Genomic DNA, 24798 nt, shown 5'->3' on the forward strand with positions numbered 1-24798 from the left:
CTTGCGGAAATCGGGTTCTGTACCGGCAAGCGCGACAGGCTGGTCTTGAAGCGACACTAAACTATAGTAAAATTCTCCACAAATCGAAATTTGCCGATTCACATCGCGGATTTCGTGATGATTTTTTCATTCGAGGTGTTTCATGTCAGTCGCGCTCAAGCTTCACGTCGGCATGTCGCTGGCGCCAACCTGGCTCAGCGGCGAGGCATGGCGGCGTCAAGACAGCGGTATAGACGGGGTTTTCTCCAGCGATTATTTCGTCGATCTTGCAAAGCGCGCCGAGGCTGCGCATGTGGATTTTGTCTTCCGGCCCGACACGCTGTTTCTGCGCACTGAGGGGCTGGAGACCGGCGGCGGATTTGCGAGCATGGACCCGAACATGCTTCTGGCCGCCATCGCACGGGAGACCAGCCATGTCGGCCTGTTATCCACGGTTTCAACGACATTCCTGCCGCCTTATGTGATTGCCCGCCAACTGCAATCGCTGAACTGGCTGAGCAATGGCCGGGCGGGATGGAACATCGTCACGGCGCTGGACGGCCACGAAAATTTCGGCCTGAAAGAAATGCCATCGCCACAGGAGCGTTATGAACGCGCCGCCGAGTTCACGCAGGTAGTACAGCAGCTCTGGGCGAGCTTTCCCAACGAGGCGCTGAAGCTGGACAAAGAGAGCGGGCGTTTTGCAGATCCGTCGCTGGTCCAGCCAATCGCGCATGAAGGAAAGCACTTCAGCGTCAAAGGCCCGCTCAACCTGCCGGCCCATTCCAGCCGTATTCCACTGGTGCAGGCTGGAGCTTCCCCCGAAGGCCGCGATTTCGCAGCCTCCGTTGCGGATGCGGTCTTCGCCTCGACGCCGGATATGCAGGCGGCAATCGAGCTTCGGGCGGATTTACGGCAAAGAGCGGAGCGGCATGGGCGCTCACCGGATGTGGTGAAGCTGATGCCGGGTCTCAGTCTTTATCTGGCGGACACCAAGAAGGAGGCGCTGGAGCTATTTGCGGAGACCCACGCAAGGGCCAACCATGGCCGCATATTTGCATCCATTCAAAATCTGACGGGTCTTGACCTTTCCGACTGGTCGCTCACGCGGATCGTCACCCCTTCTGACTTGCCGCCGCCGCCCGAGACACCGAGAAGCCGCACCCATGCCAATCTGCTCCGCCGGTTGATCGAACGGGAAACGCTGAGCGTTGCCGAATTGTTGCGGCGACCGGAAGTGATGGGGTCGGGCCATTGGCAGATCATCGGCACGGTTGAGGATGCTTTTGAAAGCATCCGCGAATGGGTGGCGGCCGGCGCGATAGACGGCTTTGTCGCGGTGCCCGGCGGTTCGGTCGCGTCGATGCGGCTGGTGCTGGAGCGGCTGCTTCCGAGGCTCGGCGATGCCGGGCTGTTCCGCACCGCCTATTCCGGCAGCACCTTCGCCGACCACCTGGCCGGATAGGTTTACGAGCCGCCGGATTCTGCCGTCGCCTTTCCGGCCGCTTCAAGAAGCTGCGGAAAGTGCCGCTCGGTCTCGGCGGTCGCGAGGAAAGAAACGGTGGTGACGACGCAACAGATTTCGCCCTGTGCGTCGAAAACCGGGGCGGCCTTGCCGGTCAGGGCGGAGAACAGGTGTTCGTTGAGTTCCGCCCCGCCTGTCTCACGAATGGCGTGCAGGACTTTAGCGTCTGGGCGGGACCCGCGAAAGGCGGGCGGCTGCAGCTTGCGCACCGGCGCTGTCCTATCCGGTGGCAGATAAGCCTGAAAAAGCAGCCCGCAGGCGCTGTTATCCAGCGGTAGAACATCCCCCAGCGCCACGGTGCTGATGGAGAAGCTGGCACTCCTGTGCCACTGCACCACGGTCGGGCCGCGATCGGTCCAGATCGCCACGCCGCAACTGGCGCCGATCTGCGAGGCCAGTGCTTTCATCTGTCGACCGGCGGTTTCGACCGGATTGATTCGTCTGAGCGCGCTGACGCCTATCGAGAGCGCGGTTGGGCCGAGGTCGTAGCTGCCGGTTGCAGGGTCCTGTGCCACCAGTCCTTCCCGCACGAGGCTTTGCAGGTAACGATGAGCTGTGGAACGGCCTGTGCCGGCGCGTTTGGCGAGTTCGCCCAGTGCAAGCGCCCCGTCCGATTTTGCCAGAAGGTCGAGAAAACGGGCAGCAATAGAGACCGACTGAATGAGGGCAGAGCGCTTCTCTCCGTCGTTTTCAGGCAGATTGTCCGGCTCGTCATCCATGGCGTCCAAGTCGCTCCCCGATTTATGTCGTGAACATGCCTAGCGCATCCGACCGGAAATCGGAATCGATTTCTGAGTTATTTCAACGCCTTCCCCTTGAGGCGGGGAGTTACATGACAACGGCCAGTCGATAAACTTTGTTGTAAATATGGCACATCCCGTTACGGAACCCTATCCGTCCACAATACGGAACGCATTCTCTATTGCGAAACGGATAACGCTTCCGTTACTTGAATATGACTTTGATACTCATGTTTATTAGGGGTGTGTTATGGGGTTTCGTTCTAGCGGCCGTTTGATGGGCGGGGTCAGCGTTTTGACGCTGGCCGCCCTGTTTGTGACGCCGATTTTCGCCCAGGAGCAACAGGTCGAGGCCTCGGGAACGACCGTTCTCAAGCCGATTGTGGTGACCGGCGAAAAAGTCGCGCGCGACATGAAGAACACGGCGTCTTCCGTCTCGGTCAAATCCAGCGATGAACTGAAAAAGGAAAAGACCGGCGATCCAACCGTCTCAGACGCGATCAAGGACATTCCAAACGTTGTTTATACCGACAATGTCAGCGCCCCGATCATTCGCGGTCTCGACACGCAGGGACCGAACACCGGAGCAACGGCGTTCTTCGCCGGCACCGTGCCGCGCGCCACGATCAATGTCGATGGTCACTATCTCGGTTATAACGAGTTCATCTATGGCGCGACGTCCATCTGGGATGTCGAAAGCATCGAGGTCTTCCGTGGGCCGCAGACCACATCGCAGGGCGCTAACGCCATTGCCGGCGCCATTCTCGTCAATACCAAGGACCCGACGTTTACGCCGGAAGCAAGCTATCAGGCCGAAATCGGGAATTATCACCAGAAGCGGGCGTCCTTTGCGGTCTCAGGCCCGTTGATCGAAGACGAGCTGGCGGCGCGTCTGGCAATCGATTATTCGGGTCGCGATACCTTTATCGATTACATCAATTCCGGTTTTGCCCACGCAGGCACCAACCAGGATTTCAAGGAATTCAACGCGCGTTTCAAGCTTCTGTGGGAACCGCCGGAAATTCCGGGCCTGACGACCAAGCTGACTTATTCCTATAACGCCGCCAACCGGCCGAGTCAGGAAGCGGCGTCGCGTCCTTTCGAGGATCTCAACCACGTCACCACCACCATGCCGAGCTGGAGCCAGAATACCCACACCGGTATTCTCGACATCAATTACGACTTTGAAAACGGCGTAAAACTCTTCAACCAGACGCAATTTTCCGCCTCAGACGCGCGCCGCAGGGTGGGTGTGGTCAATAATGGCGACGCCAATATCGATCAGAAGAATGTGTCCCACGAGACCCGTGTGACCTTCGGTGACCAGGAAGACGTTCTGAGTGGCGTCGCGGGCATCTATTACGCCCATACGCAGGCCGATGAAATTCTCTATCTTCTGAACCCGGCAAACAGAAGAACCCTTTCGACATTTGACGATACCAAGGACAATCTCGGCATTTTCAGCGAGTTGAGCTACCGTCTGACCGACCAGTGGACGCTTACCGGCGGCCTGCGTTACCAGACCGATCGTATTCAGCGCGCGGGCCGCTCCGTCTATTCCAACGTCGCGGTTGATTTTGACGAGACCTTTTCCGAATTGCTTCCCAAGGCCTCGCTTGCCTATGCGATCAACGATGACTGGACCGTTGGCGGCATGATCAGCCGTGGTTACAATCCCGGCGGCATATCGCTGAACATCTCGTCGGGCCAATGGTTGCCCTTCGAGAAGGAAACCATCTGGAACTACGAACTCTACACCCGCGCGAAGTTGCTGGATGACAGGCTGACGCTCAACAGCAACCTGTTCTACATGGATTACAAGAACGCCCAGTACAATATTCCGGTCGTTATCTCGTCAGGCATTACTCAATCCTACACCATCAATGCGCAGAAAGCGCATGCCTATGGTCTGGAAGTCGGCGCCGACTATCAGGTTCTCGACAATGTGACGCTGAAGGCAAGTGCCGGCGTGCTGAAGACCGAAATCGACCAGATTTCCAGCAATGCCAGCTATGCAGGCAATGAATTCGCGAAATCGCCTGGTTACATGTTCAGCATCGGGGCAAGCTGGGATGTGACCGACAAGTTCACCGTCTCGGGTCAGGTGCGTCATATCGATGGTTATTATTCCGATACGGCCAACACGGCTGCCTATGCGATCGACCCCTACACCATCGCCGATGTGCGTGCGAGCTACAAGTTCCAGGAGGAGATGGAGGTCTACGCTTACGTGAAGAACGTCTTCGACGAGCGTGCGCCGACCTATATGCAGCAGAACCGCGGCATTGGCGGCATCGAGGCCAGCATGACCGAACCGCGCATGTTCGGCATTGGTGTCAGAGGCACGTTCTAAGCGATTGCCTGAACCGGAAAAGTAAAAAGGCCTTCGAAGTGATTTTCGAAGGCCTTTTTTTCATGAAGGAAATGATGCGGAGAAGGTCTCAGAAAAACGCCTGAATGCCCGTCTGCGCCCGGCCGAGGATCAGCGCGTGAACGTCGTGCGTGCCCTCGTAGGTGTTGACCGTTTCGAGGTTCTGGGCGTGGCGCATCACGTGGTACTCGATCTGGATGCCGTTGCCGCCGTGCATGTCGCGGGCCTGGCGGGCGATATCCAGCGCCTTGCCGCAATTGTTGCGCTTGATGATGGAGATCATTTCCGGCGCCATTTTGTGCTCGTCCATCAGGCGGCCGACGCGCAGCGATGCCTGGAGGCCGAGAGCGATCTCGGTCTGCATGTCGGCGAGCTTTTTCTGGTAAAGCTGCATGCCGGCCAGCGGCTTGCCGAACTGCTTGCGGTCGAGACCATATTGCAGGGCGCGGAACCAGCAATCTTCCGCAGCGCCCATCACTCCCCAGGAAATGCCGTAGCGGGCGCGGTTGAGGCAGCCGAACGGGCCTTTCAGGCCGGAAACATTCGGAAGCAGCGCATCTTCGCCCACTTCCACGCCATCCATGACGATCTCGCCTGTTATGGAGGCGCGCAGCGAAAGCTTGCCGCCGATCTTCGGTGCAGACAGACCCTTCATGCCTTTTTCCAGCACGAAGCCGCGAATCTGGTTGTCGTGGGCTTCGGATTTCGCCCAGACGACGAAGACATCGGCGATGGGCGCATTGGAAATCCACATTTTCGAACCACGCAGGCGATATCCGCCGGCGATCTTTTCGGCGCGGGTCTTCATTCCGCCCGGATCGGAGCCGGCATCCGGTTCGGTCAGGCCGAAACAGCCGATCAGCTCGCCGGAGACGAGGCCGGGCAGGTATTTCTTCTTCTGTTCGTCCGAGCCATAAGCGAAGATCGGATGGATGACGAGTGAGGACTGCACGCTCATCATCGAGCGATAACCGCTGTCGATCCGCTCCACCTCGCGGGCCACGAGACCATAGGCCACGTAGCTGGCATTTGCGGCGCCATATTCTTCCGGCAGGGTGACGCCCAGAAGGCCGGTGCGGCCCATCAGGCGGAACAGTTCCGGTTCGGTGGTCTCAGAAAGATAGGCCTCGGACACACGCGGCATAAGTTCCGATTTGCCGAAGGCTGCGGCGGCGTCGCGGATCATCCGCTCGTCGTCGGTCAGTTGGTCTTCCAGCAGAAAAGGGTCCTGCCAATTGAATGCTGCGCGTTCGCTCACGTTATGCCTCCGGATTTGCTGGCCGGATTATTCGTGTTAGCCCCTGATGGCACAAGCCATGTTTACTCATTTTTGCATTACATATAGTAATGGCTCATGACGTCTCTCAGCCGCAAACTCCTGCCCTCCACCAGTGCGCTTGCCGCCTTTGATTCCGTTGCCCGGCTTGGCAGCTTTTCAGCCGCTGCGGATGAACTTGCCTTGACGCAAGGGGCGATCAGCCGTCAGGTTATGTCACTGGAAGAACAGCTTGGCGTGCGCCTGTTCGAGCGCGGCGCGCGTGGTGTGTCACTGACGACCGAGGGTGGTGCTTACGCGAAATCGATTGCCGCAGCCCTTGGCGAGATACGTGCCGCCTCGTTGCAGATCATGACCAAAACGCATGGCAACACGCTCAATCTAGCGATGCTGCCGACATTCGGCACCCGCTGGCTTCTGCCGCGCATTCCTGATTTCGTCTCCAGTCATCCGGAAATCACCATCAATTTCGCCACCCGCATCGGCCAGTTCGACTTCGAGCGTGAGCAACTGGATATGGCGATCCACATCGGGCAGGCGGATTGGCCGGGGGCGGAAAGCACCTTTCTGATGCATGAGATGGTTGCGCCGGTATGCAGCCCCGAATTCCTGAAGGCGCATCCGGTCGAAAAGGGTGAGGACATTGCCGGCCTGCCTCTGCTGCACATGGCCTCGCGGCCGGGTGCCTGGAGCCACTGGTTCGAGAGCCTCGGCCATTCGCTTGCCTTGCCGCAGGGCATGCGGTTCGAGCAGTTTTCCAGCGTGGCACAGGCCTGTATCGCCGGACTTGGCGTGGCTTTGATGCCGCTTTTCCTGATCGATAACGAACTGAAATCGCGGCAACTGGTGAAAGCCTACGATCATCAGGCCAAAAGCCCGAGTTCCTATTATGCGGTCGCGCCGCTATCCCGAGCCAACCACGTTCCAGTCGTGCTGTTTCGCGACTGGCTGGTACGGCAGGTCGAGGCCTATCGTGCGGCTGGCAATCTGCCACTGGAAAAATAAGCGCACTTTTTTCGGGCACTTAGGTTTCGTGCCTCGATTTTTGCCCGGTTTTGTCTCTGGCCGGACTCGACACGACGGTTTTGGTCGATTATCGTGATTAAACGTTTAATCAGCCCTTTCGGACCATCATGGCGTCTTCACGGCCTGCCACCAATCTGAGCGCGATAGCAGCGGCACTCGGCGTGTCGGTTGCAACCGTGTCCAATGCGCTGTCGGGCAAGGGCCGTGTTTCGCCGGAACTGGTGGAGCGCATCCGCAAGACCGCAAGCGAACTTGGTTATGTGCCGAGTTCCGCGGGCAGGGCGCTGCGCACCGGCAGGTCAGGAGTTCTCGGGCTGGTGCTGCCGGATATCGCCAATCCACTCTTCCCACAGATCGCGCAGGCCATCGAAAAGGCAGCCGTCAATGCCGGTTATGGTGTTTTGATCGCCGACTCCCGCGGCGAGATCGCCATGCAGACGGACGCCATCAACCGGCTGATCGAGCGTGGAGTGGATGGCATGGTCGTCGTTCCCCGCCGCGGCACGCGTATCGCGGATGTCGATTGCCCGGTGGCGGTGATCGACAGCCCCTCGACGCCCGGAAACACCGTAGCCGCTGACCACTGGGATGGCGGCCGGCAGATCGGCGAATATCTGGCAGCCCTCGGACACGACAAGGTGGTGCTGATCGGCAAGAACCGCGACTCAAATGTGCAGAACGACCGCCTCGGCGGCATTCGCGATGGTCTGGGCAAGGCCTGCGTCACAGAGACGCTGTGGGTAGACGCCATTGAAAAGGTGGATGGTGCGGGTTGCCGTCTCGGCCTTACCGAAAAGGTGAGGGATGGTTTCACTGCCTTTGCTGCCGTATCCGACCTGCATGCGTTGCGCGCGCTCACTGAATTGCAGCGCGAGGGCATCGAGGTGCCGGAAGAGGCGAGTGTCACCGGCTTCGACGATCTGATTTTCTCCGCCGTGGTGACGCCGCCGCTGACGACGATGCGCATGGATATGCGCCGCATCGCCGATCTGGCCGTGGATGCGCTGTTGCGCGCGATCGATGGCGAGGCGGGCATCGAAAACGGCATAGCTGCTGAGGTCACGGCAGAAATCTCGAAAGTACCGATGGCGCTGATCATGCGCGGCTCCACCGGCGAAAAAAAGCATGATGCGATTGAAGCCAAAAACACGACAGCAGGAGAACTCACACCATGAAAAAAATCATTCTTGCATCGGGCACCGCCCTGATGCTGACGATGGGTGCCGCGCAGGCGCAGGACAAGACGCTGACGATCTCGGTCTACGCCTTCGCGCAGGACGAATTCAAGGAACTGGTCTATACACCGTTCGAAAAGCAATGCGGCTGCAAGCTGGTCGTCGAGACCGGCAACAGCGTTGAGCGCCTCGCCAAGATGGAGGCCAACAAGGCCAATCCGGTGGTCGATCTCGCCATTGTTTCCATGGCGGATGCGCTTTCCGCCACCCGCAAGGACCTGATCCAGAAGATCGATGCCGCCAAGGTGCCGAATATCGGCAAGCTCTATGACATCGCCAAGGATCCGAATGGCGACGGCATGAGCGTCGGCGTCAATTTCTACGCCACGTCAATCGTTTACCGCACAGACAAGATGAAGATCGATAGCTGGGCCGATCTTTTGAAGGACGGCATCGTCGACCACGTCGCTTTCCCGAATGTCACTACCAATCAGGGCCCGCCGGCGCTTTACATGCTGGGCAAGGCCATCGGCAAGGATACGCCTGATCTCTCCGGCGCTATCGAAGCCGTGGGCGAAAAGAAGGACGATATCGTCACGTTCTACGTGAAATCGTCGCAGCTGGTGCAGCTCATGCAGCAGGAAGAAATCTGGGCCGCCCCCATCGGCCGCTTCTCCTGGGCGCCCTTTACCAAGCTCGATCTGCCGCTTGCCTGGGCAACGCCCAAGGAAGGCCAGACCGGCGGCATGAACGTGCTCGTGGTGCCGAAGGGCACGAAGAACGAAGATCTGGCACTGCAGTTCATGGATTTCTGGCTCTCGACCGACGTTCAGAAGGCGCTGGCCGAAAAGCTCGTGGACAGCCCCACCAACAAGGAAGTCAAGGTGTCCGACGAGGTGGCGAACAATATCACCTATGGCGACGAAACCGCAAAAAGCCTGCAGCTCATTCCTTCCGCCGTGACGCTCGACAACCGTGACAAGTGGCTGTCGGAGTGGAACGCCAAGGTCGGCCAGTAAGTCCTTATCAAGGTTTGGAATGGGGCATTTAAAACGTCCGAAAGGGCGGCTCCATTCCCGGAAAAGCGGTTTGGTCGTCCCCTGACCGCTTTTCCACCTCTCAATTCCGCAAGCTGGCCATGACCGCTTGCAGTAACAATCGGCCGCAGGCCGTTCAGGGAATAAAGCGATGTTTCAGAACCGGGCCGAAGCGCTGGCGCTTGCATTGCCCGCCGCTATTTTCGCGGCGGCGGTCTTTCTTGTGCCGGTCTTCATGCTTCTGTCGGAGGGCTTTCACACCACTGACGGCTGGACATTGTCCGCTTACGCCGATTTCTTCTCCGATCCGCTGAACAGGGCGGTTTTCCTGCGCACCCTGAAGCTTGGCGCGCTCGTCACCATTGTATCTGCGGTGGTGGGTTATGCGGCGGCTTTCGCCATCGTCAATCTGTCGCAGGGCGCGAAAGGACATGTCGTCAATCTGGTCGTCTTGCCGCTGATGATCTCGCCGGTTGCCCGAACCTATGCCTGGATCGTCATTCTCGGCAGAACCGGCATCGTCAACCAGGCGCTTCAGGCGGTAGGACTGAGCGATGCGCCGATCCGTATACTGTTTTCCGAAACGGCTGTTTTCATCGGCCTTCTGCAATTGTTCCTGCCATTGATGATCATTTCCCTCATCAGTGCGCTGGAGAATATGCCCAAGGATACGATCGCAGCCGCCCGCGTTCTTGGCGCAAACTGGCTGCAGGTGTTCTGGAAGGTCATCCTGCCGCTCACCAAGGAGGGGCTTGTTGTCGGCGGCACGCTGGTCTTCACCGGTTCGCTCACGGCCTATATCACGCCGGCCATTCTCGGCGGCTCCAAGGTGCTGATGCTGGAAACCCTGCTCTATCAGCAGGTGACGGTCTCCAACAATTTCGTCGCCGCCAGCGTCATCGCCTTCATCCTGATCGTCATGAGCTTTGCCGCCAATATCCTGCTGAAGCGCATCGCCACCGCAAGGAACAAGAAATGACCCGGCAGCTCTTCATTCCGCTCACGCTCCTGCTCGTTGTCGGCTTCCTGATCGGGCCGTTCCTCATCATCGTTGCGGCCTCGTTTTCGGCCGGCGACACGCTCGCCTTTCCGCCGCAGGGCTTTTCACTGAAATGGATCGCGAAGGTCTTCACCGTCGAAAGTTTCCGCGAAAGCTTCGCGATGTCGATGTTCCTTGCCATCGGCGGCACATTCACGGCGCTCGTCCTCGGTATTCCCGCTTCCTACGCCATGTCGCGCTACAAGCTGCCCTTTGCGGAAACCGTGCGCACGATCGTTTCGGCGCCGATCATCGTGCCGGGTATCATCGTCGGTCTGGCGCTGTTGCGCTATTTCGTCGTGCCCTTCGGCATCGGCATCACGCTTGCCCTGTTTCTCGCGCACACGGCGCTCATCCTGCCCTATGCGGTACGGGTGGTTTCGGCCAGCCTCAACAATCTGCGTTCGGATATCGAGGAGGCGGCGGTGCTGCTCGGCTCGTCGCGGTTTGGCGCATTTTTCCGTGTGGTGCTGCCCAATATTCGCGGTGGTATCCTGTCGGCCTTCATCCTCGGTTTCGTGACGAGTTTCAATCAGGTGCCCGTGTCGCTGTTCCTGTCGGGTCCGGGCGTGCGCACGTTGCCCATCGACATGCTGGGCTACATGGAAATCGTCTTCGATCCGTCTGTCGCTGCACTCTCATCGCTGCTCGCCTTCCTTTCCATCGGCATCGTCTTCCTGGCCGAACGTTTTCTGGGGTTCTCCCGTTATGTCTGACGCAAATTACCTTTCGCTTCAAAAAGTCTCGCTCGCCTACGGCAACAGCATCGCCGTCAAGGATCTCGACCTCGATATCCGCAAGGGTGAACTTCTCGCGCTGCTCGGTCCTTCCGGCTGTGGCAAGACCACCACGATGCGCGCCATTGCCGGGCTGATGCCGGTGGCGGGCGGGCGCATCGATCTCGACGGCGCCGATATCACCCGCGTCGCCGCCAACAAGCGCGCTGTCGGGCTGGTGTTTCAGTCCTATGCGCTGTTTCCGCACCTGACGGTTTACGAAAACGTGGCCTTCGGCCTCAAACTCAAGGGCATGAACGGCAAGGCGCTTGATGACAAGGTCGCCTCCGGCCTGAAGTCCGTGGGATTATCGAACTTCGCATCGCGCAAGCCGGCCGAGCTTTCCGGCGGCCAGCAGCAGCGCGTGGCGCTGGCGCGCTCCATGGTCATGGAGCCGAAGGTGCTGCTGCTCGATGAACCGCTCTCCAACCTTGATGCGCGCCTCAGGCTTGAAATGCGCACCGAATTGCAGCGCGTGCAGAAGGAAACCGGTGTGACGATGATCTTCGTCACCCATGACCAGATCGAGGCGCTCGCACTGGCCGACCGTATTGTCGTCATGAAGGGCGGCAAGATTGAGCAGATCGGTACGCCGGAAGAGATCTATAATGCGCCGGTTTCCGCCTTCGTGGCGGATTTCGTCGGCTTTGAAAATATCTTCGCGCTGGAAGGCGGCGCGTTGAAAACCGAAAACGGCACAACACCGCTTACCGGACCAGTCCCTTCAGCATCTGGACTGGCCTGGCGGCCGCGCATGGTCACCCTTGGTTCAGGTCCTTTCCAGGGAACCGTGCGCGGCACATCCTTTGCCGGAAATACCCGTGAGTACCTGCTGGATACGCTGCTTGGTCCCATCAAGGCGGAGACCGACGCTGCGCTGACCGCCCATACGATCGGTGATACGCTCGCCTTCGACCTTCCGGTCGAAAAGGCGGCAAGCCTCAAGGTGTTTGGCTGATCATGGGTGTGTGGATCGATACTGATATGGGCTTTGACGATATCGCCGCCATCATGGTGGTGCAATCGGCAGGCCTTGCCATAGACGGCATTTCGCTGGTCTTCGGCAATGCGACGCTGGATGTTGTCTGCAGCAACGCCGCAGGCGCGGTCGCCGCCTTCGGCTGGTCCATGCCGCTCCATCAGGGCCGTGCCAAACCCGTCCTTGGCGCGCTCGAAACCGCACAATGCATTCTGGGTGACAGCGGCATTCCGACCGTCGGCCGTAGCCTGCCGGATGCCCCCGCTTTGCCGCAAAGCGACGCTTTCACTGCGCTGTGCGGCTGGCTTGAGGGGGCAGGCGAAAAGCGTATCCTCGCGCTCGGCCCGCTTACCAATATCGCCGCCCTTTGCCTTGCCCGGCCCGATCTTGCCGCGAAAATTTCCGATCTGACCTGGATGGGTGGCGGCGTGACGAGCGGCAACCACACCGCATCTGCCGAATTCAACGCCTTTGCCGATCCGGAAGCGCTGGCCATCGTGCTTTCCCATGACCTGCCGCTGCGCATGGTCGATCTGGACGCCTGCCGCAAGGTCACCGCCTCGCCAGCCGATGTGCTGCCGATCCGAAATGCTGGCGGCAAAAACGCCGGCCTGATTGCCGACCTGTTGGAAGGTTTCATCGGCATCGCCACGAGACGCGGCAGACCGGCCATGGCGCTTTACGATCCCGTTGCCGCTGTCGGCTTCACCTCCGAGCTGCTTGGCTGGCGCCATACGCGGATCGATGTCGAGCTTCACGCGGCGCTAACGCGCGGGCGAACGGTGGTTGAGCCGCGTGCCGACAAGGTTGCCGCCTTCAACGCGCATTTCGCCGACACCGTGAATGCCGAAGCGGCAAAGGCTGCGGTTCTCGAGGCGTTGCGCCGCGAGGCTGCCCGATGAGTGCACAATCCCCGATACGCGAGCCGGTCGATCTTAACGACGATGCGCTGCGCGCCCGCGCGGTTGCCGCTGCGCGCGGCGATGCGGCTTTCGATGTTCTCATTACCGGCGGAACGCTGGTGGATGTGGTGACGGGGGAGATTCGCGCCGCTGATATCGGCATTGTCGGTCCGCTAATCGCCAGCGTTCACGAACCGGCAAGCCGCAGCGATGCTGCGCAGCTCGTCGACGCGTCGGGCGCCTTTGTCTCGCCCGGCCTGATCGACACGCATATGCACATCGAAAGCTCGATGATAACGCCCGCTGCCTATGCGGCAGCAGTGGTTGCCCGCGGCGTCACGACTATCGTCTGGGACCCGCATGAATTCGGCAATGTCCATGGTGTCGAAGGGGTGCGCTGGGCGGCGAAATCCATCGAAAACCTGCCGCTGCGCGCCATTCTGCTTGCACCCTCCTCAGTGCCATCAGCACCGGGGCTGGAGCGCGGCGGCGCTGATTTCGATGCCGGAATTCTCGCTGATATCCTGTCATGGCCGCAGATTGGCGGGGTTGCGGAAATCATGAACATGCGCGGCGTCATCGAACGCGATCCGCGCATGAGCGGCATCGTACAGGCCGGTCTTGTCTCGGAAAAGCTGATCTGTGGCCATGCGCGCGGCCTGAAGGACGCCGATCTCAACGCCTTCATGGTGGCAGGCGTTTCTTCCGATCACGAGCTGGTCTCGGCTGAAGACTTGATGGCGAAGCTTCGGGCGGGGTTGACCATCGAGCTGCGCGGCTCGCACGATCATCTGCTGCCGGAATTTGTGGAGGCGCTGAATGCGCTCGGCCACCTGCCGCAGACGCTGACGCTCTGCACTGACGATGTTTTCCCGGACGATCTGTTGCGGGGCGGCGGGCTGGATGATGTGGTGCGCCGCCTTGTCCGTTATGGCCTGAAGCCGGAATGGGCGCTGCGCGCCGCAACACTGAATGCTGCGCAAAGGCTTGGCCGTGCCGATCTTGGCCTCATCGCCGCCGGTCGCCGTGCCGATATCGTCGTTTTCGAGGATTTGAGTGGTTTTTCACCCCGTCATGTCTTGGCCGGTGGCAGGGCGGTTGCGGAAGCCGGGCATATGCTCGTCGACATTCCAGCCTGCGATGCGGCGGCGCTCGAAGGCTCGATGAAGCTGCCGCTGCGCGCAGCCGATGATTTCCGGGTTGCCTGCGAGGGCGCAAGGGTGCGCCTTGCCACCATCGACCGCCCACGCTTCACGCAATGGGGCGAGGTGGAAGCCGAGGTGAAGGATGGTTTCGTCGTTCCCCCCGAAGGCGCCACGATGATTTCCGTCACCCACCGCCACGGCAAAGCCGAGCCAGTTACCAGGACCGGCTTCCTTACCGGCTGGGGACGCTGGAACGGCGCCTTCGCCACCACCGTCTCGCATGACAGCCACAACCTCACTGTCTTCGGCGGTAATCCCGAAGACATGGCGCTGGCCGCCAATGCGGTGATTGCGACAGGCGGCGGCATGGCTGTCGCCTCTGAGGGTAAGGTGACCGCGCTTTTACCCCTGCCGCTCTCAGGCCTCGTTTCCGATGCGCCGCTTGAAGACGTGGCACAGGCTTTAGAGGAATTACGCACCGCTGTCGGCAAGGTGGTGGAGTGGCAGCCGCCCTATCTCGTCTTCAAGGCCTGCTTCGGCGCCACGCTCGCCTGCAATATCGGCCCGCACCAGACGGATATGGGCATTGCCGATGTGTTGACGGGACGGGTGATGGAAAGCCCGGTGATTGCGGTGGTGGGGTAAACCAGGGTCGAGCGTTGCCAAAAAGCCGGCATATTGCTAAATCCAACCCCTGTTTACCTGTCGCTCTATATGGATGTTGAACATGGGTGCCTCGAAGTCATCAGATAAGTAAGCCGCAACGACGATATTTCGTTGTTGCGGCGTTCTGTCGAACGATCCCTGTTTCTTCGGGCAGACGCCGCCAAATGTCCTCATTTGAGCGGATCAATTCTAATGTCTATTCCAACTCCCGTTTGGGGGAGATCGCTGTTGGCAGCAATGCTGCTCATGGCTCCCTTTGATATTCTCGCCTCGCTGGCCATGGATATTTACCTGCCGGTCGTCCCCATCATGCCGGAAGCCCTCGGCACGACACCGGTGGTGGTTCAACTCACGCTCACCGTTTACATGGTGATGCTCGGCCTTGGGCAAATCGTGTTTGGCCCCATCTCCGACCGCATCGGCCGCCGGCCCGTCTTGATCGGCGGTGCCCTGCTGTTCGTCGTGGCCTCGTTCTGCCTCGCAGCTGTGACAACGGCGAGCGCCTTTATCGTTTTCCGGTTCCTTCAGTCGGCTGGAGCGGCGGCGGCATTGGTCGCCACTTTCGCCACCGTTCGCGACGTCTATGCGGATCGTCCAGAAGCAACGACGATATACGGAACGTTCAGCTCCATTCTCGCATTCGTCCCGGCACTCGGTCCGATTGTCGGGGCGGTCATCGCCAATGAATTCGGCTGGCGTGCCATCTTCGTCACCCTGGGCGCGGCAGCTTTCATTGCGACGGTTGCCGCTTTCATTGCGACGGTTGCCGAAGGGATGAACTGGAGCGAAACCCGACCGGCGACGGCAACGATGTCACGCCCATCGCCTTTGCGCATGTTGGGCAGTGGTCGCTTCTGGACCTATACGCTTGGGTTCAGCACTGCCATGGGAACGTTTTTCGTATTCTTCTCCACCGCTCCGCTCGTCATGATCGGCAGGGCAGGTCTCTCCGAGGTGGAGTTCAGCCTGGCTTTTGCAACCGTCGCAATCGCAATGATCGTTACCACCCGTTTTGCGAAGTTTTTCGTTGCCAGATGGGGTGTGCAGGGCAGTCTCGTGAGGGGCATGGCCCTGTTGTTGGTGGGGGCGTTTCTGTTCACTGCAGGTGAAGTCGGGGCGGTTCCGTCATTTTTGACGTTTATCGTACCGATGTGGGTCATGGCGGTCGGAATCGTTTTTACGGTTTCAGTCACCGCCAATGGCGCGCTGGAGGAGTTCGGGCACATGGCTGGAACAGCCGTCGCCTTCTATTTCTGCATTCAAAGTCTGTTTGTGGGAATAGCGGGCACCTTGGCTGTCGTCATTCTGCCGGGTGATGCGGCATGGCCGGTGATCGCCTATTCATCGATCATGGCCTGCCTTGTCCTGACGGCGCTATATTTGTTGAACCGCCGGAATATCTGAGCGAGAAAGCCGGGCAGCGCGTCTGCCGCTGCCCGGCTTTTCAGATTTGGGAATGCAAAAAGTGGCTTTCGGCCTTATTCCGCCGCCAGTTCCTGCTCCACCAGTGTTGCCCAGAAAGCGACGCCGGGAACGATTGCCGCGTCGTTGAAGTCGTAGGAGGTGTTGTGGTGCAGCGCGCCATCCACCGCCGGGCCGTTGCCGAGCCAGACGTAGCAGCCGGGGGCTTCGCCCGCGAAAAAGGCGAAGTCGTCGCCGGCGGTCGAGGGCGGGAAGGCGGTGCGGGATTTGTTGCCGAAGACGGTCTTGGCGGCTCGCAGCGCCCGTTTCGTCGCATCGGCATCGTTGATGACGGGCGGAATGCGGCGGATGAATTCATAGCTTGCCTCGATGCCGAACATCGCCGCCGTACCCTTGGCGAGCCTGCCGATTTCCGTTTCAAGCTGGCTGCGCACCTCAGGCGCGTAGGCGCGTGCGGTGCCGCCGATTTCGACGATATCGGGAATGACGTTGAGCGCCTTGGGGTCACCCGCCTGCACCGAGCAGGCGCTGACGACGGCAGGTTGCAGCGGATCGACGACGCGGCCGACGATGCTTTGCAGCGAAGCGAGGAAGGTGCCCGCCGCCGTTACCGGATCGCGGCCGAGATGCGGCTTGGCGCCGTGGGTGCCAATGCCCCTGAAGGTGACGCGCCAGCTATCGGAAGAGGCAAGCTGCGGTCCTTCCACCACGGCCATTTCGTCAATGCCAAGCCCCGGCATGTTGTGCAGGCCATAAACTGCATCGCAGGGAAACAGGTCGAAAAGCCCGTCCTCAACCATTTTCTTGGCGCCGCCACGGCCTTCCTCGGCCGGCTGGAAGATGAAATGGACGGTGCCGGAAAAATCGCGGGTACTGGCGAGATAACGCGCAGCGCCCAGCAGCATGGCGGTGTGGCCGTCATGGCCGCAGGCATGCATCTTGCCGGGGAACTTCGATTTATAGGGCCGGTCGGGAATTTCCGGCATGGCCAGCGCATCCATGTCGGCGCGAAGACCGATGCTGCGGGTGCCGTTGCCCACCTGCAGCGTGCCGACCACGCCGGTGCCGCCCAAGCCGCGATGCACCTTCACTCCCGCCCTTTCGAGAAGATCGGCGACGATGGCGCTGGTTCTCTCCTCTTCAAAGCCCAGTTCCGGATGGGCGTGGAGGTCGTGGCGAAGCTCCGTCAGGAATGGCAGGTCCTCGCCGATGCGGTCCAGCAGTCTCATGGGTAGCTTGTCCTTGAATATGGGGAAAACCCACGCCATAGGTGGGCTTGTCCGAATGCCTGTTGCTTTGTTTCCTTCTAGCTGAAAAACCCAATGAAATGAACCCGCCGCATGCCTGCGGTTGTCGAAATGCCTGATATGCCGAACGGGGATGGCGCGGATGAAAATCACTTCCGCTTTTGCCGTCCCGCTTCTGAAAGGAAAACCGATGCCGCAATCCGCATCGCCCGCCGCATCATCCCCCGCCGCGCCGCATGAGTTCTGGCAGGATGTTCTTCCGCCCCGTTCATTCGATACGACAGGCCCGCATTCGGCTTTCTTTCCGGCGGAGCTGGATGACGGGCGGCAGATCTGCCTGCCGATCCGGCCCTTGGCGGATGGCGAACATGCGCTCGCCTCGCTCATCGTCAATCAGGCCTCTTTTGACGTGCTGGAAGTGCTGGCCGCCGACCTGGCGGAAAAGCTTCGCCCCCTCAAGCCAGATGTCGTGATCGGCCTGCCGACTCTGGGGCTCACGCTTGCCGCAGCCGTTGCCCGTCACCTCGGCCATTCACGATATGTGCCGCTCGGCACTTCGCGCAAATTCTGGTATCTGGAGGAATTGTCGGTGCCGATGTCCTCCATCACCACCAAGCAGGAAAAACGGCTTTACATCGATCCGCGCATGTTGCCACTCATCGAGGGCAGGCGGGTGGCGCTGGTGGACGATGTCATCTCCAGCGGCAGTTCCATCATTTCAGGTCTTTCGCTTCTCGCCTCATCCGGCATCAAGCCGGTGGCAATCGGCGCTGCCATGCTGCAATCGGATCGCTGGGTGCAAAAAATCGCTGCTTTCGGGCCGGAATGGCCGGAGCGGGTGAGGGGTGTTTTCGCGACGCCGCTGCTGAAAAAAGCCGTAGGCGGCTGGCAGGCTTGACGTTGCGCAATTCCCGGCAAAAGGCAAGTGGTGATAATTTCATCGTTGCCTAATTTGCGTCTTGCGGAGCCGTGAGAGATCGTCCTAAGATCGTTTCTGACAGACTATAGCAGTCGGCGAAAAATGCGCCGGTTTGCTCTCGCGCGGTGTTATTCCGGCGTCTGCCCGCCCCCTTTGGTTTTGCCGCTTACTGGAATTTCTTGACATGCATGCAGTGTTCGACGGTCATAATGATGTGCTGCTTCGGTTGTGGCGCAACAGCAAGGCCGGTGGCGATCCGGTGGCTGAATTCAAGAACGGTACCCGCGAAGGCCATATCGACGGTCCGCGTGCACGTGCAGGCGGTCTCGGCGGCGGCATCTGCGCCATCTACATTCCCTCCGGCGATCTGGTCCTGCAGGAGCCGGACGCGCAGGGTCATTACGATACACCGCTTGCGGCGCCGCTCGAACGCCAGCCCTCGCTCGATATTGCGATGGAAAAGGCTGCGATCGCGCTCAGGCTTGACCGTGCCGGCGCCTGGAGCCTTTGCCGCTCGACGGCCGATATCCGCAAGGCCTTTGCCGAGGATATTTTCGCGGCCGTGCTGCACATGGAAGGCTGTGAGGCGATCGGTGCCGATCTCGATGCGCTTGAGGTTTTTTATGCCGCCGGCCTGCGTTCGCTCGGTCCGGTCTGGAGCCGGCACAATATTTTCGGTCACGGCGTTCCCTTCTCCTATCCAATGTCGCCCGATACCGCGCCCGGCCTTACCGATGCCGGTTTTGCGCTGGTCAAGGAGTGCAACCGGCTCGGCATTCTCATCGATCTCGCCCACATCACCGAAAAGGGCTTCTGGGATGTGGCGAAGACCACGAACCAGCCTTTGATCGCCAGCCATTCCAACGCACATGCGCTCACCCCCGTCGCCCGCAATCTTACTGACCGGCAGATGGATGCCATCAAGGAGAGCGGCGGTCTGGTGGGTCTCAACTACGCGGTCACCATGTTGCGGGCGGATGCGCGCGACATTGCCGACACGCCGCTTTCCGACATGGTGCGCCACATCGACTACATGGTGGAGCGTATGGGCGTCGATTGCGTGGCGCTCGGATCGGATTTCGACGGCGCGACGGTACCCGTTGGCGTTGCCGATGCCAGCGGCAACCACAATCTGGTTGCGGCGCTGAAATCGGCGGGCTACGGTGATGGAGAACTTGCTAAAATATGCCGGGAAAACTGGCTGCGCGTCCTATCCCAGGCCTGGCACGAGCCGGCCTGAAGGCAAATAAAAGCGAACTAAATCAATCTCATAACAAAAGGGGAGATCCTATGATCAAATCGCTCAACAAGTCCATGCGTATCCTCAGCACCAGCGCTGCTCTGTCGCTGATGATGCTGTCTGCGCCGCACGCTTTTGCCGCCACGCCGGCCGATACGCTGGTTGAAGGTTTCGCCATCGACGACATCATCACGCTCGATCCGGGTGAGGCATTCGAGCTTTCGGCAGCTGAAGTTACTGGCAACACCTACAGCAAGCTGGTTTCCATCGATCTCAACGACACCTCCAAGGTGATCGGCGATCTGGCCGAGAGCTGGACGACCTCTGAAGACGGTCTCACCTATACCTTCAAGCTGAAGACCGGCCTGAAATTCGCCTCCGGCAATCCGGTGACGGCAGATGATGTTGCCTTTTCCTTTGAACGTGCCATCAAGCTCGACAAGTCGCCAGCATTCCTTCTGACGCAGTTCGGTCTCAAGGGCGACAACGTCACTGAGAAGGCGAAAGCGACGGATGCCAACACCTTCGTACTGACGGTCGACAAGCCCTACGCACCGAGCTTCGTGCTGAACGTTCTGACCGCGACCGTTGCCGCAGTTGTCGACAAGAAGCTGGTGACCGAAAAGGCCAAGCCCGTCACGCCGAGCGCCGATTACAAATACGACACCGATTTCGGCAATGCGTTCCTGAAAACAGGTTATGCCGGTTCCGGCCCCTACAAGATCCTTGGCTGGAAGGCCAACGAAGCCGTCATTCTGGAGGCCAACCCCAACTATTACGGTGAGAAGCCGAAGTTGAAGCGCGTGGTCTATCGTCACATGAAGGAAAGCTCCGGCCAGCGCCTGGCGCTTGAAAACGGTGATATCGACGTTGCCCGCAACCTCGAGCCGGGTGATATGGAAGCCGTTTCCAAGAAGGAAGGCCTTGCCGTCACCTCCGCGCCCAAGGGCACCGTTTATTACTTCAGCCTCAACCAGAAGAACGAGAACCTGAAGAAGCCTGAGGTCGTTGAGGCCTTTAAATATCTCGTCGACTACGACGCGATCGGCGCGACGATCATCAAGGGCATCGGCGAAATCCACCAGACCTTCCTGCCAAAGGGCCAGCTCGGCGCGCTTGACGAGAACCCATACAAGCTCGACGTCGCCAAGGCCAAGGAACTGCTGGCGAAGGCTGGTCTGAAGGACGGCTTCACCGTGACCATGGATGTGCGCAACACGCAGCCGGTGACCGGCATTGCCGAAAGCGTACAGCAGACGCTGGCGCAGGCTGGCATCAAGCTGGAAATCATTCCCGGCGACGGCAAGCAGACGCTTACCAAGTATCGCGCCCGCACGCACGATATCTACATCGGCCAGTGGGGTTCGGACTATTTCGACCCGAACTCGAATGCCGAGACCTTCACGATCAACTACGACAACTCCGAAGAAGGCAAGAACAAGACGCTTGCCTGGCGTAACGCCTGGGACGTTCCGGAGTTGACGAAGGAAACGCAGTCGGCACTTCTGGAAAAGGATAATGCCAAGCGCGCCGCCATCTATCAGAACCTCCAGAAGGAAGTTCTCGAAAAAGGCCCGTTCGTCATCATCTTCCAGCAGACGGAAGTGGCGGGATACTCCGCGAAGCTCAAGGGCCTGAAGCTCGGACCGAGCTTCGACACCAACTATGTCTATACGATCTCCAAGGAATGATCCGGAAGGATCGGTCTCTTGAGCATCGTTGAAGCAAATAGCCGGGCGAGGCAGGGCAAACGCCGTGCCAACGCCCGCGCGAAGGCCATTCTCGGCTTCGCCGTCACCGTCATCACCACCTTTCTGGGGCTGATGGCGGTCACATTTTTCATTGGCCGCGTTGTGCCGATCGATCCCGCACTGGCGATCGTCGGCGACCGCGCGCCTGCGCATGTGGTCGAGCGCGTGCGTGAGCAGCTCGGCCTCAACCTGCCGCTCTGGCAGCAGTTCTTCATCTATCTGAAGCAGGCGCTGTCGGGTGATTTCGGCATCTCAGTCCTCACCACCAACCCGGTGATGGAGGATATCAAGCGGGTTTTCCCGGCAACCATAGAGCTTGCCACGCTCGGCACCATCATCGGCGCCGTTTTTGGCATTCCGCTCGGCGTGCTTGCCGCGGTCAAGCGCGGCAGCTTTGCCGACCAGGTCGTGCGCGTCATCGGCCTTATCGGCTATTCCGTGCCGATTTTCTGGCTTGGCCTCCTGGCGCTGCTGGTGTTTTACGCCCGGTTGCAATGGGTCGCCTATCCCGGCCGGATGGATATCGTCTACGAATTCACCTTTACGCCGGTCACGGGTTTCTTCCTGATCGACGCGATCTGGCAACGGCAATGGGACGTATTGTGGGATCTGTTCCGCCACATCATCCTGCCCGCCTCGCTGCTCGGCTATTTTTCGCTGGCCTATATCAGCCGCATGACGCGTTCGTTCATGCTGAATGAGCTCGCCCAGGAATATATCGTTGCGGCGCGCGCCAAGGGGCTTTCTGAAACGCGCATCATCTGGTTTCACGCTCTGCGCAACGCCGCCGTGCCGCTGGTGACCGTGATTGCGCTATCTTACGCCGGTCTGCTGGAGGGTTCGGTGCTGACCGAAACCATCTTCGCGTGGCCGGGGCTCGGCCTCTACATCACCAATTCCCTGCAGAATGCGGATATGAATGCCGTTCTTGGCGGCACGATCGTGATCGGCGCCATCTTCGTCGGCATCAATCTCTTCTCCGATCTGCTTTACCGGACGCTCGACCCAAGGACGCGCAGCCGATGACGATTTCGACCGATACACTCAAACCCTACAGCCGCGAATGGCTGCTCTCCGACCGGCCTGCCTCGCGCAGGCAGGCACGGCTAGGCCGTGCCTATGTCATCTGGCGGCGCTTTTCGGAAAACCGGCTGGCGCTGCTTGGCCTCGGCATCATCATTGCGCTGCTGCTTGTCGCACTGTTCGCCAATGTGCTTGCACCACACGATCCGGTGCAGGGCGATCTGCGCAATGCCCGGCTTCTGCCTCCGGGGACAGAAGGTTACCTGCTCGGCACTGACGATCAGGGGCGTGATATTCTCTCGCGCCTCATCCACGGTTCGCGGCTGACCCTGTTCGTCGTGCTTCTGGTGGCCATCATCGCCGCACCCATCGGACTCATCGTCGGCACCGTTTCGGGTTATGCCGGCGGCTGGGTGGATGCCGTTCTGATGCGCATCACCGATATCTTTCTGGCCTTTCCGAAGCTGGTTCTGGCGCTTGCGCTGGTGGCCGCACTTGGACCGGGCATTGAAAACGCGGTGCTCGCCATCGCGGTCACCTCATGGCCGCCTTATGCGCGCATCGCGCGCGCCGAAACCATGACCTTCCGCAATTCCGATTTCATCGCGGCGGTCAAGCTCATGGGCGCGTCGCCGTTCCGCATCGTTCTGAAACACGTCATGCCGCTTTGCATGTCGTCGCTCATCGTGCGTGTCACGCTCGATATGGCGGGCATCATCCTCACAGCAGCCGGTCTCGGCTTCCTTGGCCTCGGTGCACAGCCGCCGCTGCCGGAATGGGGCGCGATGATTGCTTCCGGACGCCGCTTCATTCTCGATCAATGGTGGGTTGCCGCCATGCCGGGTATTGCGATCCTGATCGTCAGCCTCGGTTTCAACCTTCTGGGCGATGGCCTGCGCGATGCGCTGGACCCCAAGGAGGCGAACCAATGAGCGCGCCGCTTCTGACCGTCGAGAACCTGCGCGTTTCCTTCCCCACCCGCACCGGGCTGGTGGAGGCGGTGCGTGGCGTCTCGTTCACGCTGGGACGCGAACGCCTTGGCATCGTCGGCGAGTCCGGCTCCGGCAAATCGCAGACCGGCCGCGCCATTATGGGGCTGACCCCGAAAAGTGCGCGCATCGAGGCCGATGTGTTGCGCTTCGGAGATGTCGATCTTCTCGGTGCTTCGGCAAAGGAGCGGCGGCTCATGCGCGGCAAGCGCCTGGCCATGATCCTGCAGGACCCGAAATATTCGTTGAACCCGGTCATGCCCATCGGCCGCCAGATCATGGAAACGCTGCGTACCCATGAAAGCATCGGTTCCGGCGAGGCGCGCCAACGCACGCTCGCCATGCTGGAGGCGGTGCAGATCCGCGATCCCGAGCGCGTGTTCGATCTTTACCCGCACGAGGTTTCCGGCGGAATGGGCCAACGCGTCATGATTGCCATGATGCTGGTATGCGGCCCGGAACTTCTGATCGCCGATGAGCCGACTTCCGCGCTCGACGTGACGGTCCAGCTCGAAGTGCTCGATATTCTCGACAAGCTGGTTCGCGACCGCGGCATGGGGCTGATTTTCGTCAGCCACGATCTGAGGCTGGTGTCGTCTTTCTGCGACCGCGTTCTCGTCATGTATGCGGGCAAGGTCGTTGAGGAGCTGTCTTCTGCCAATCTTAAAGAGGCGAAGCATCCCTATACGCAGGGTCTTTTGAACTGCCTGCCGGAAATTGGCGGCCACCGGCATCCGCTGCCGGTTCTGGAACGCAAGGCGGAGTGGCGCGCATGAGCACGGTTCTTTCTATCAAAGACATGGTGGTCGATTTCGACGGATATATCGCGCTCGACAGCGTCAGCATCGATGTGGCCGAGGGTGAGTCCTTCGGTATCGTCGGCGAGTCCGGTTCCGGCAAGTCGACGCTGCTTCGGGCGATTGCCGGCCTCAACCATTTCGACGAAGGCTCGTTGATGGTGGCCGGTCGCTCCTATTCGAGCAAGCACCGCGACAAGAGCTTCTATAGCGATGTGCAGATGGTGTTTCAGGACCCTTACGGTTCCCTGCACCCCCGCCAGACAGTGGATGCGCTGCTGCTGGAACCACTCGTCATCCATGGTCTCGACAATCGCGAGCATCGGATCGCGCGCGCGCTTGATGAGGTGGGTCTCGGCACCGGTTTCCGCTTCCGCTATTCGCACCAGCTTTCCGGCGGTCAGCGGCAGCGTATCGCCATTGCCCGCGCGCTGATCGTCGAGCCGAAGATTCTGCTACTGGATGAGCCGACCTCGGCGCTCGACGCGTCCATCCAGGCGGAAATCCTCAATCTGCTGGAACAGGCCCGCAAGGACCGCAACCTCACCTTCGTTATGGTCAGCCACGATCTCGGCGTCATCAGCCACATGTGCGATCGCCTTGCGGTGATGAAAAGCGGCAAGGTGGTAGAAATGCTGGAGGCGGAAGCGCTGGAAAGCCGCGAGTTTACTGCGGATTATACCAGGCAGCTGCTGGTGGCGAGCGAGGGCTTCAAGCGCGCTTGAGCTGCCGCTATAGTCGGGTCAAGCCCGGCATGACGGACAGTGTCGGCCA

General features: G+C 60.0%; 21 protein-coding genes. 18 read left to right on the plus strand and 3 right to left on the minus strand.

The features are described from left to right. Positions 1-142 precede the first annotated feature (142 nt). Entirely contained in the window at positions 143-1444 is a 1302-nt protein-coding gene (locus tag J5276_RS22165) for an NtaA/DmoA family FMN-dependent monooxygenase (RefSeq protein ID WP_065658487.1), read from the plus strand. Between the two features lie 2 nt (positions 1445-1446). On the opposite strand, the gene J5276_RS22170 is transcribed toward J5276_RS22165, so the two are convergent. Further along, positions 1447-2223, minus strand: a complete 777-nt coding sequence (locus J5276_RS22170; RefSeq protein WP_065705812.1) for an IclR family transcriptional regulator — start codon at positions 2221-2223, stop codon at positions 1447-1449. Between the two features lie 271 nt (positions 2224-2494). On the opposite strand from J5276_RS22170, the gene J5276_RS22175 reads away from it, so the two are divergent. Further along, on the plus strand, positions 2495-4597 hold the full coding sequence (locus J5276_RS22175; RefSeq protein WP_065705816.1) for a TonB-dependent receptor: 2103 nt from the start codon (positions 2495-2497) through the stop codon (positions 4595-4597). Positions 4598-4685: 88 nt separating this feature from the next. On the opposite strand, the gene J5276_RS22180 is transcribed toward J5276_RS22175, so the two are convergent. Next, the gene (locus tag J5276_RS22180; protein WP_003518112.1) at positions 4686-5873 is read right to left on the minus strand and encodes an acyl-CoA dehydrogenase; all 1188 of its coding nucleotides are present in this window, start codon (positions 5871-5873) and stop codon (positions 4686-4688) included. A gap of 96 nt (positions 5874-5969) precedes the next feature. Here J5276_RS22180 and J5276_RS22185 point away from each other — a divergent pair, with 96 nt between their 5' ends. From J5276_RS22185 to cml, 9 genes are all read left to right on the plus strand, one after another. Next, positions 5970-6896 (plus strand): LysR family transcriptional regulator, encoded by a 927-nt coding sequence (locus J5276_RS22185; protein WP_003518111.1) that lies wholly within the window; start codon positions 5970-5972, stop codon positions 6894-6896. Between the two features lie 128 nt (positions 6897-7024). Beyond that, positions 7025-8092, plus strand: a complete 1068-nt coding sequence (locus J5276_RS22190) for a LacI family DNA-binding transcriptional regulator (RefSeq protein ID WP_065705819.1) — start codon at positions 7025-7027, stop codon at positions 8090-8092. Next, on the plus strand, positions 8089-9111 hold the full coding sequence (locus J5276_RS22195; RefSeq protein WP_003518109.1) for an ABC transporter substrate-binding protein: 1023 nt from the start codon (positions 8089-8091) through the stop codon (positions 9109-9111). The genes J5276_RS22190 and J5276_RS22195 overlap by 4 nt, the downstream gene beginning before the upstream one ends. 169 nt (positions 9112-9280) lie before the next feature. Continuing rightward, entirely contained in the window at positions 9281-10108 is an 828-nt protein-coding gene (locus tag J5276_RS22200; protein WP_003504739.1) for an ABC transporter permease, read from the plus strand. After that, positions 10105-10884: an ABC transporter permease gene (locus J5276_RS22205; RefSeq protein WP_003504740.1), complete on the plus strand. Its 780-nt coding sequence runs from the start codon at positions 10105-10107 to the stop codon at positions 10882-10884. The genes J5276_RS22200 and J5276_RS22205 overlap by 4 nt, the downstream gene beginning before the upstream one ends. After that, on the plus strand, positions 10877-11902 hold the full coding sequence (locus J5276_RS22210) for an ABC transporter ATP-binding protein (protein ID WP_003504741.1): 1026 nt from the start codon (positions 10877-10879) through the stop codon (positions 11900-11902). The genes J5276_RS22205 and J5276_RS22210 overlap by 8 nt, the downstream gene beginning before the upstream one ends. A 2-nt stretch (positions 11903-11904) precedes the next feature. After that, positions 11905-12825: a nucleoside hydrolase gene (locus J5276_RS22215; protein WP_003518107.1), complete on the plus strand. Its 921-nt coding sequence runs from the start codon at positions 11905-11907 to the stop codon at positions 12823-12825. Beyond that, complete coding sequence (locus J5276_RS22220) at positions 12822-14615, plus strand: adenine deaminase (RefSeq protein ID WP_065705821.1); 1794 nt, start codon at positions 12822-12824, stop codon at positions 14613-14615. Before J5276_RS22215 ends, J5276_RS22220 begins: the two co-directional genes overlap by 4 nt. Positions 14616-14828: 213 nt before the next feature. Further along, complete coding sequence (gene cml / locus J5276_RS22225; protein WP_209159653.1) at positions 14829-16040, plus strand: CmlA/FloR family chloramphenicol efflux MFS transporter; 1212 nt, start codon at positions 14829-14831, stop codon at positions 16038-16040. Positions 16041-16114: 74 nt separating this feature from the next. On the opposite strand, the gene J5276_RS22230 is transcribed toward cml, so the two are convergent. Next, positions 16115-17287 (minus strand): M20 aminoacylase family protein, encoded by a 1173-nt coding sequence (locus J5276_RS22230; RefSeq protein WP_065705843.1) that lies wholly within the window; start codon positions 17285-17287, stop codon positions 16115-16117. Positions 17288-17495: 208 nt separating this feature from the next. Here J5276_RS22230 and J5276_RS22235 point away from each other — a divergent pair, with 208 nt between their 5' ends. From J5276_RS22235 to J5276_RS22265, 7 genes are all read left to right on the plus strand, one after another. Then, entirely contained in the window at positions 17496-18203 is a 708-nt protein-coding gene (locus J5276_RS22235; RefSeq protein ID WP_035252713.1) for a phosphoribosyltransferase, read from the plus strand. 205 nt (positions 18204-18408) lie between these two features. Continuing rightward, on the plus strand, positions 18409-19464 hold the full coding sequence (locus J5276_RS22240) for a dipeptidase (protein WP_209159655.1): 1056 nt from the start codon (positions 18409-18411) through the stop codon (positions 19462-19464). Between the two features lie 50 nt (positions 19465-19514). Then, positions 19515-21155, plus strand: a complete 1641-nt coding sequence (locus J5276_RS22245; RefSeq protein WP_003518100.1) for an ABC transporter substrate-binding protein — start codon at positions 19515-19517, stop codon at positions 21153-21155. 18 nt (positions 21156-21173) lie between these two features. Next, positions 21174-22241, plus strand: a complete 1068-nt coding sequence (locus J5276_RS22250; RefSeq protein ID WP_003518099.1) for an ABC transporter permease — start codon at positions 21174-21176, stop codon at positions 22239-22241. Beyond that, positions 22238-23170: a nickel transporter permease gene (gene nikC / locus J5276_RS22255; protein ID WP_003518097.1), complete on the plus strand. Its 933-nt coding sequence runs from the start codon at positions 22238-22240 to the stop codon at positions 23168-23170. The genes J5276_RS22250 and nikC overlap by 4 nt, the downstream gene beginning before the upstream one ends. Beyond that, entirely contained in the window at positions 23167-24003 is an 837-nt protein-coding gene (locus tag J5276_RS22260; protein WP_003518096.1) for an ABC transporter ATP-binding protein, read from the plus strand. The genes nikC and J5276_RS22260 overlap by 4 nt, the downstream gene beginning before the upstream one ends. Then, positions 24000-24749, plus strand: coding sequence for an ABC transporter ATP-binding protein (locus J5276_RS22265; RefSeq protein WP_003518095.1), 750 nt, complete (start codon positions 24000-24002; stop codon positions 24747-24749). Before J5276_RS22260 ends, J5276_RS22265 begins: the two co-directional genes overlap by 4 nt. Positions 24750-24798: the final 49 nt, after the last annotated feature.

Origin of the sequence: Agrobacterium sp. S7/73 (assembly GCF_019355535.1) — a bacterium.
Lineage (GTDB): Bacteria > Pseudomonadota > Alphaproteobacteria > Rhizobiales > Rhizobiaceae > Agrobacterium > Agrobacterium tumefaciens.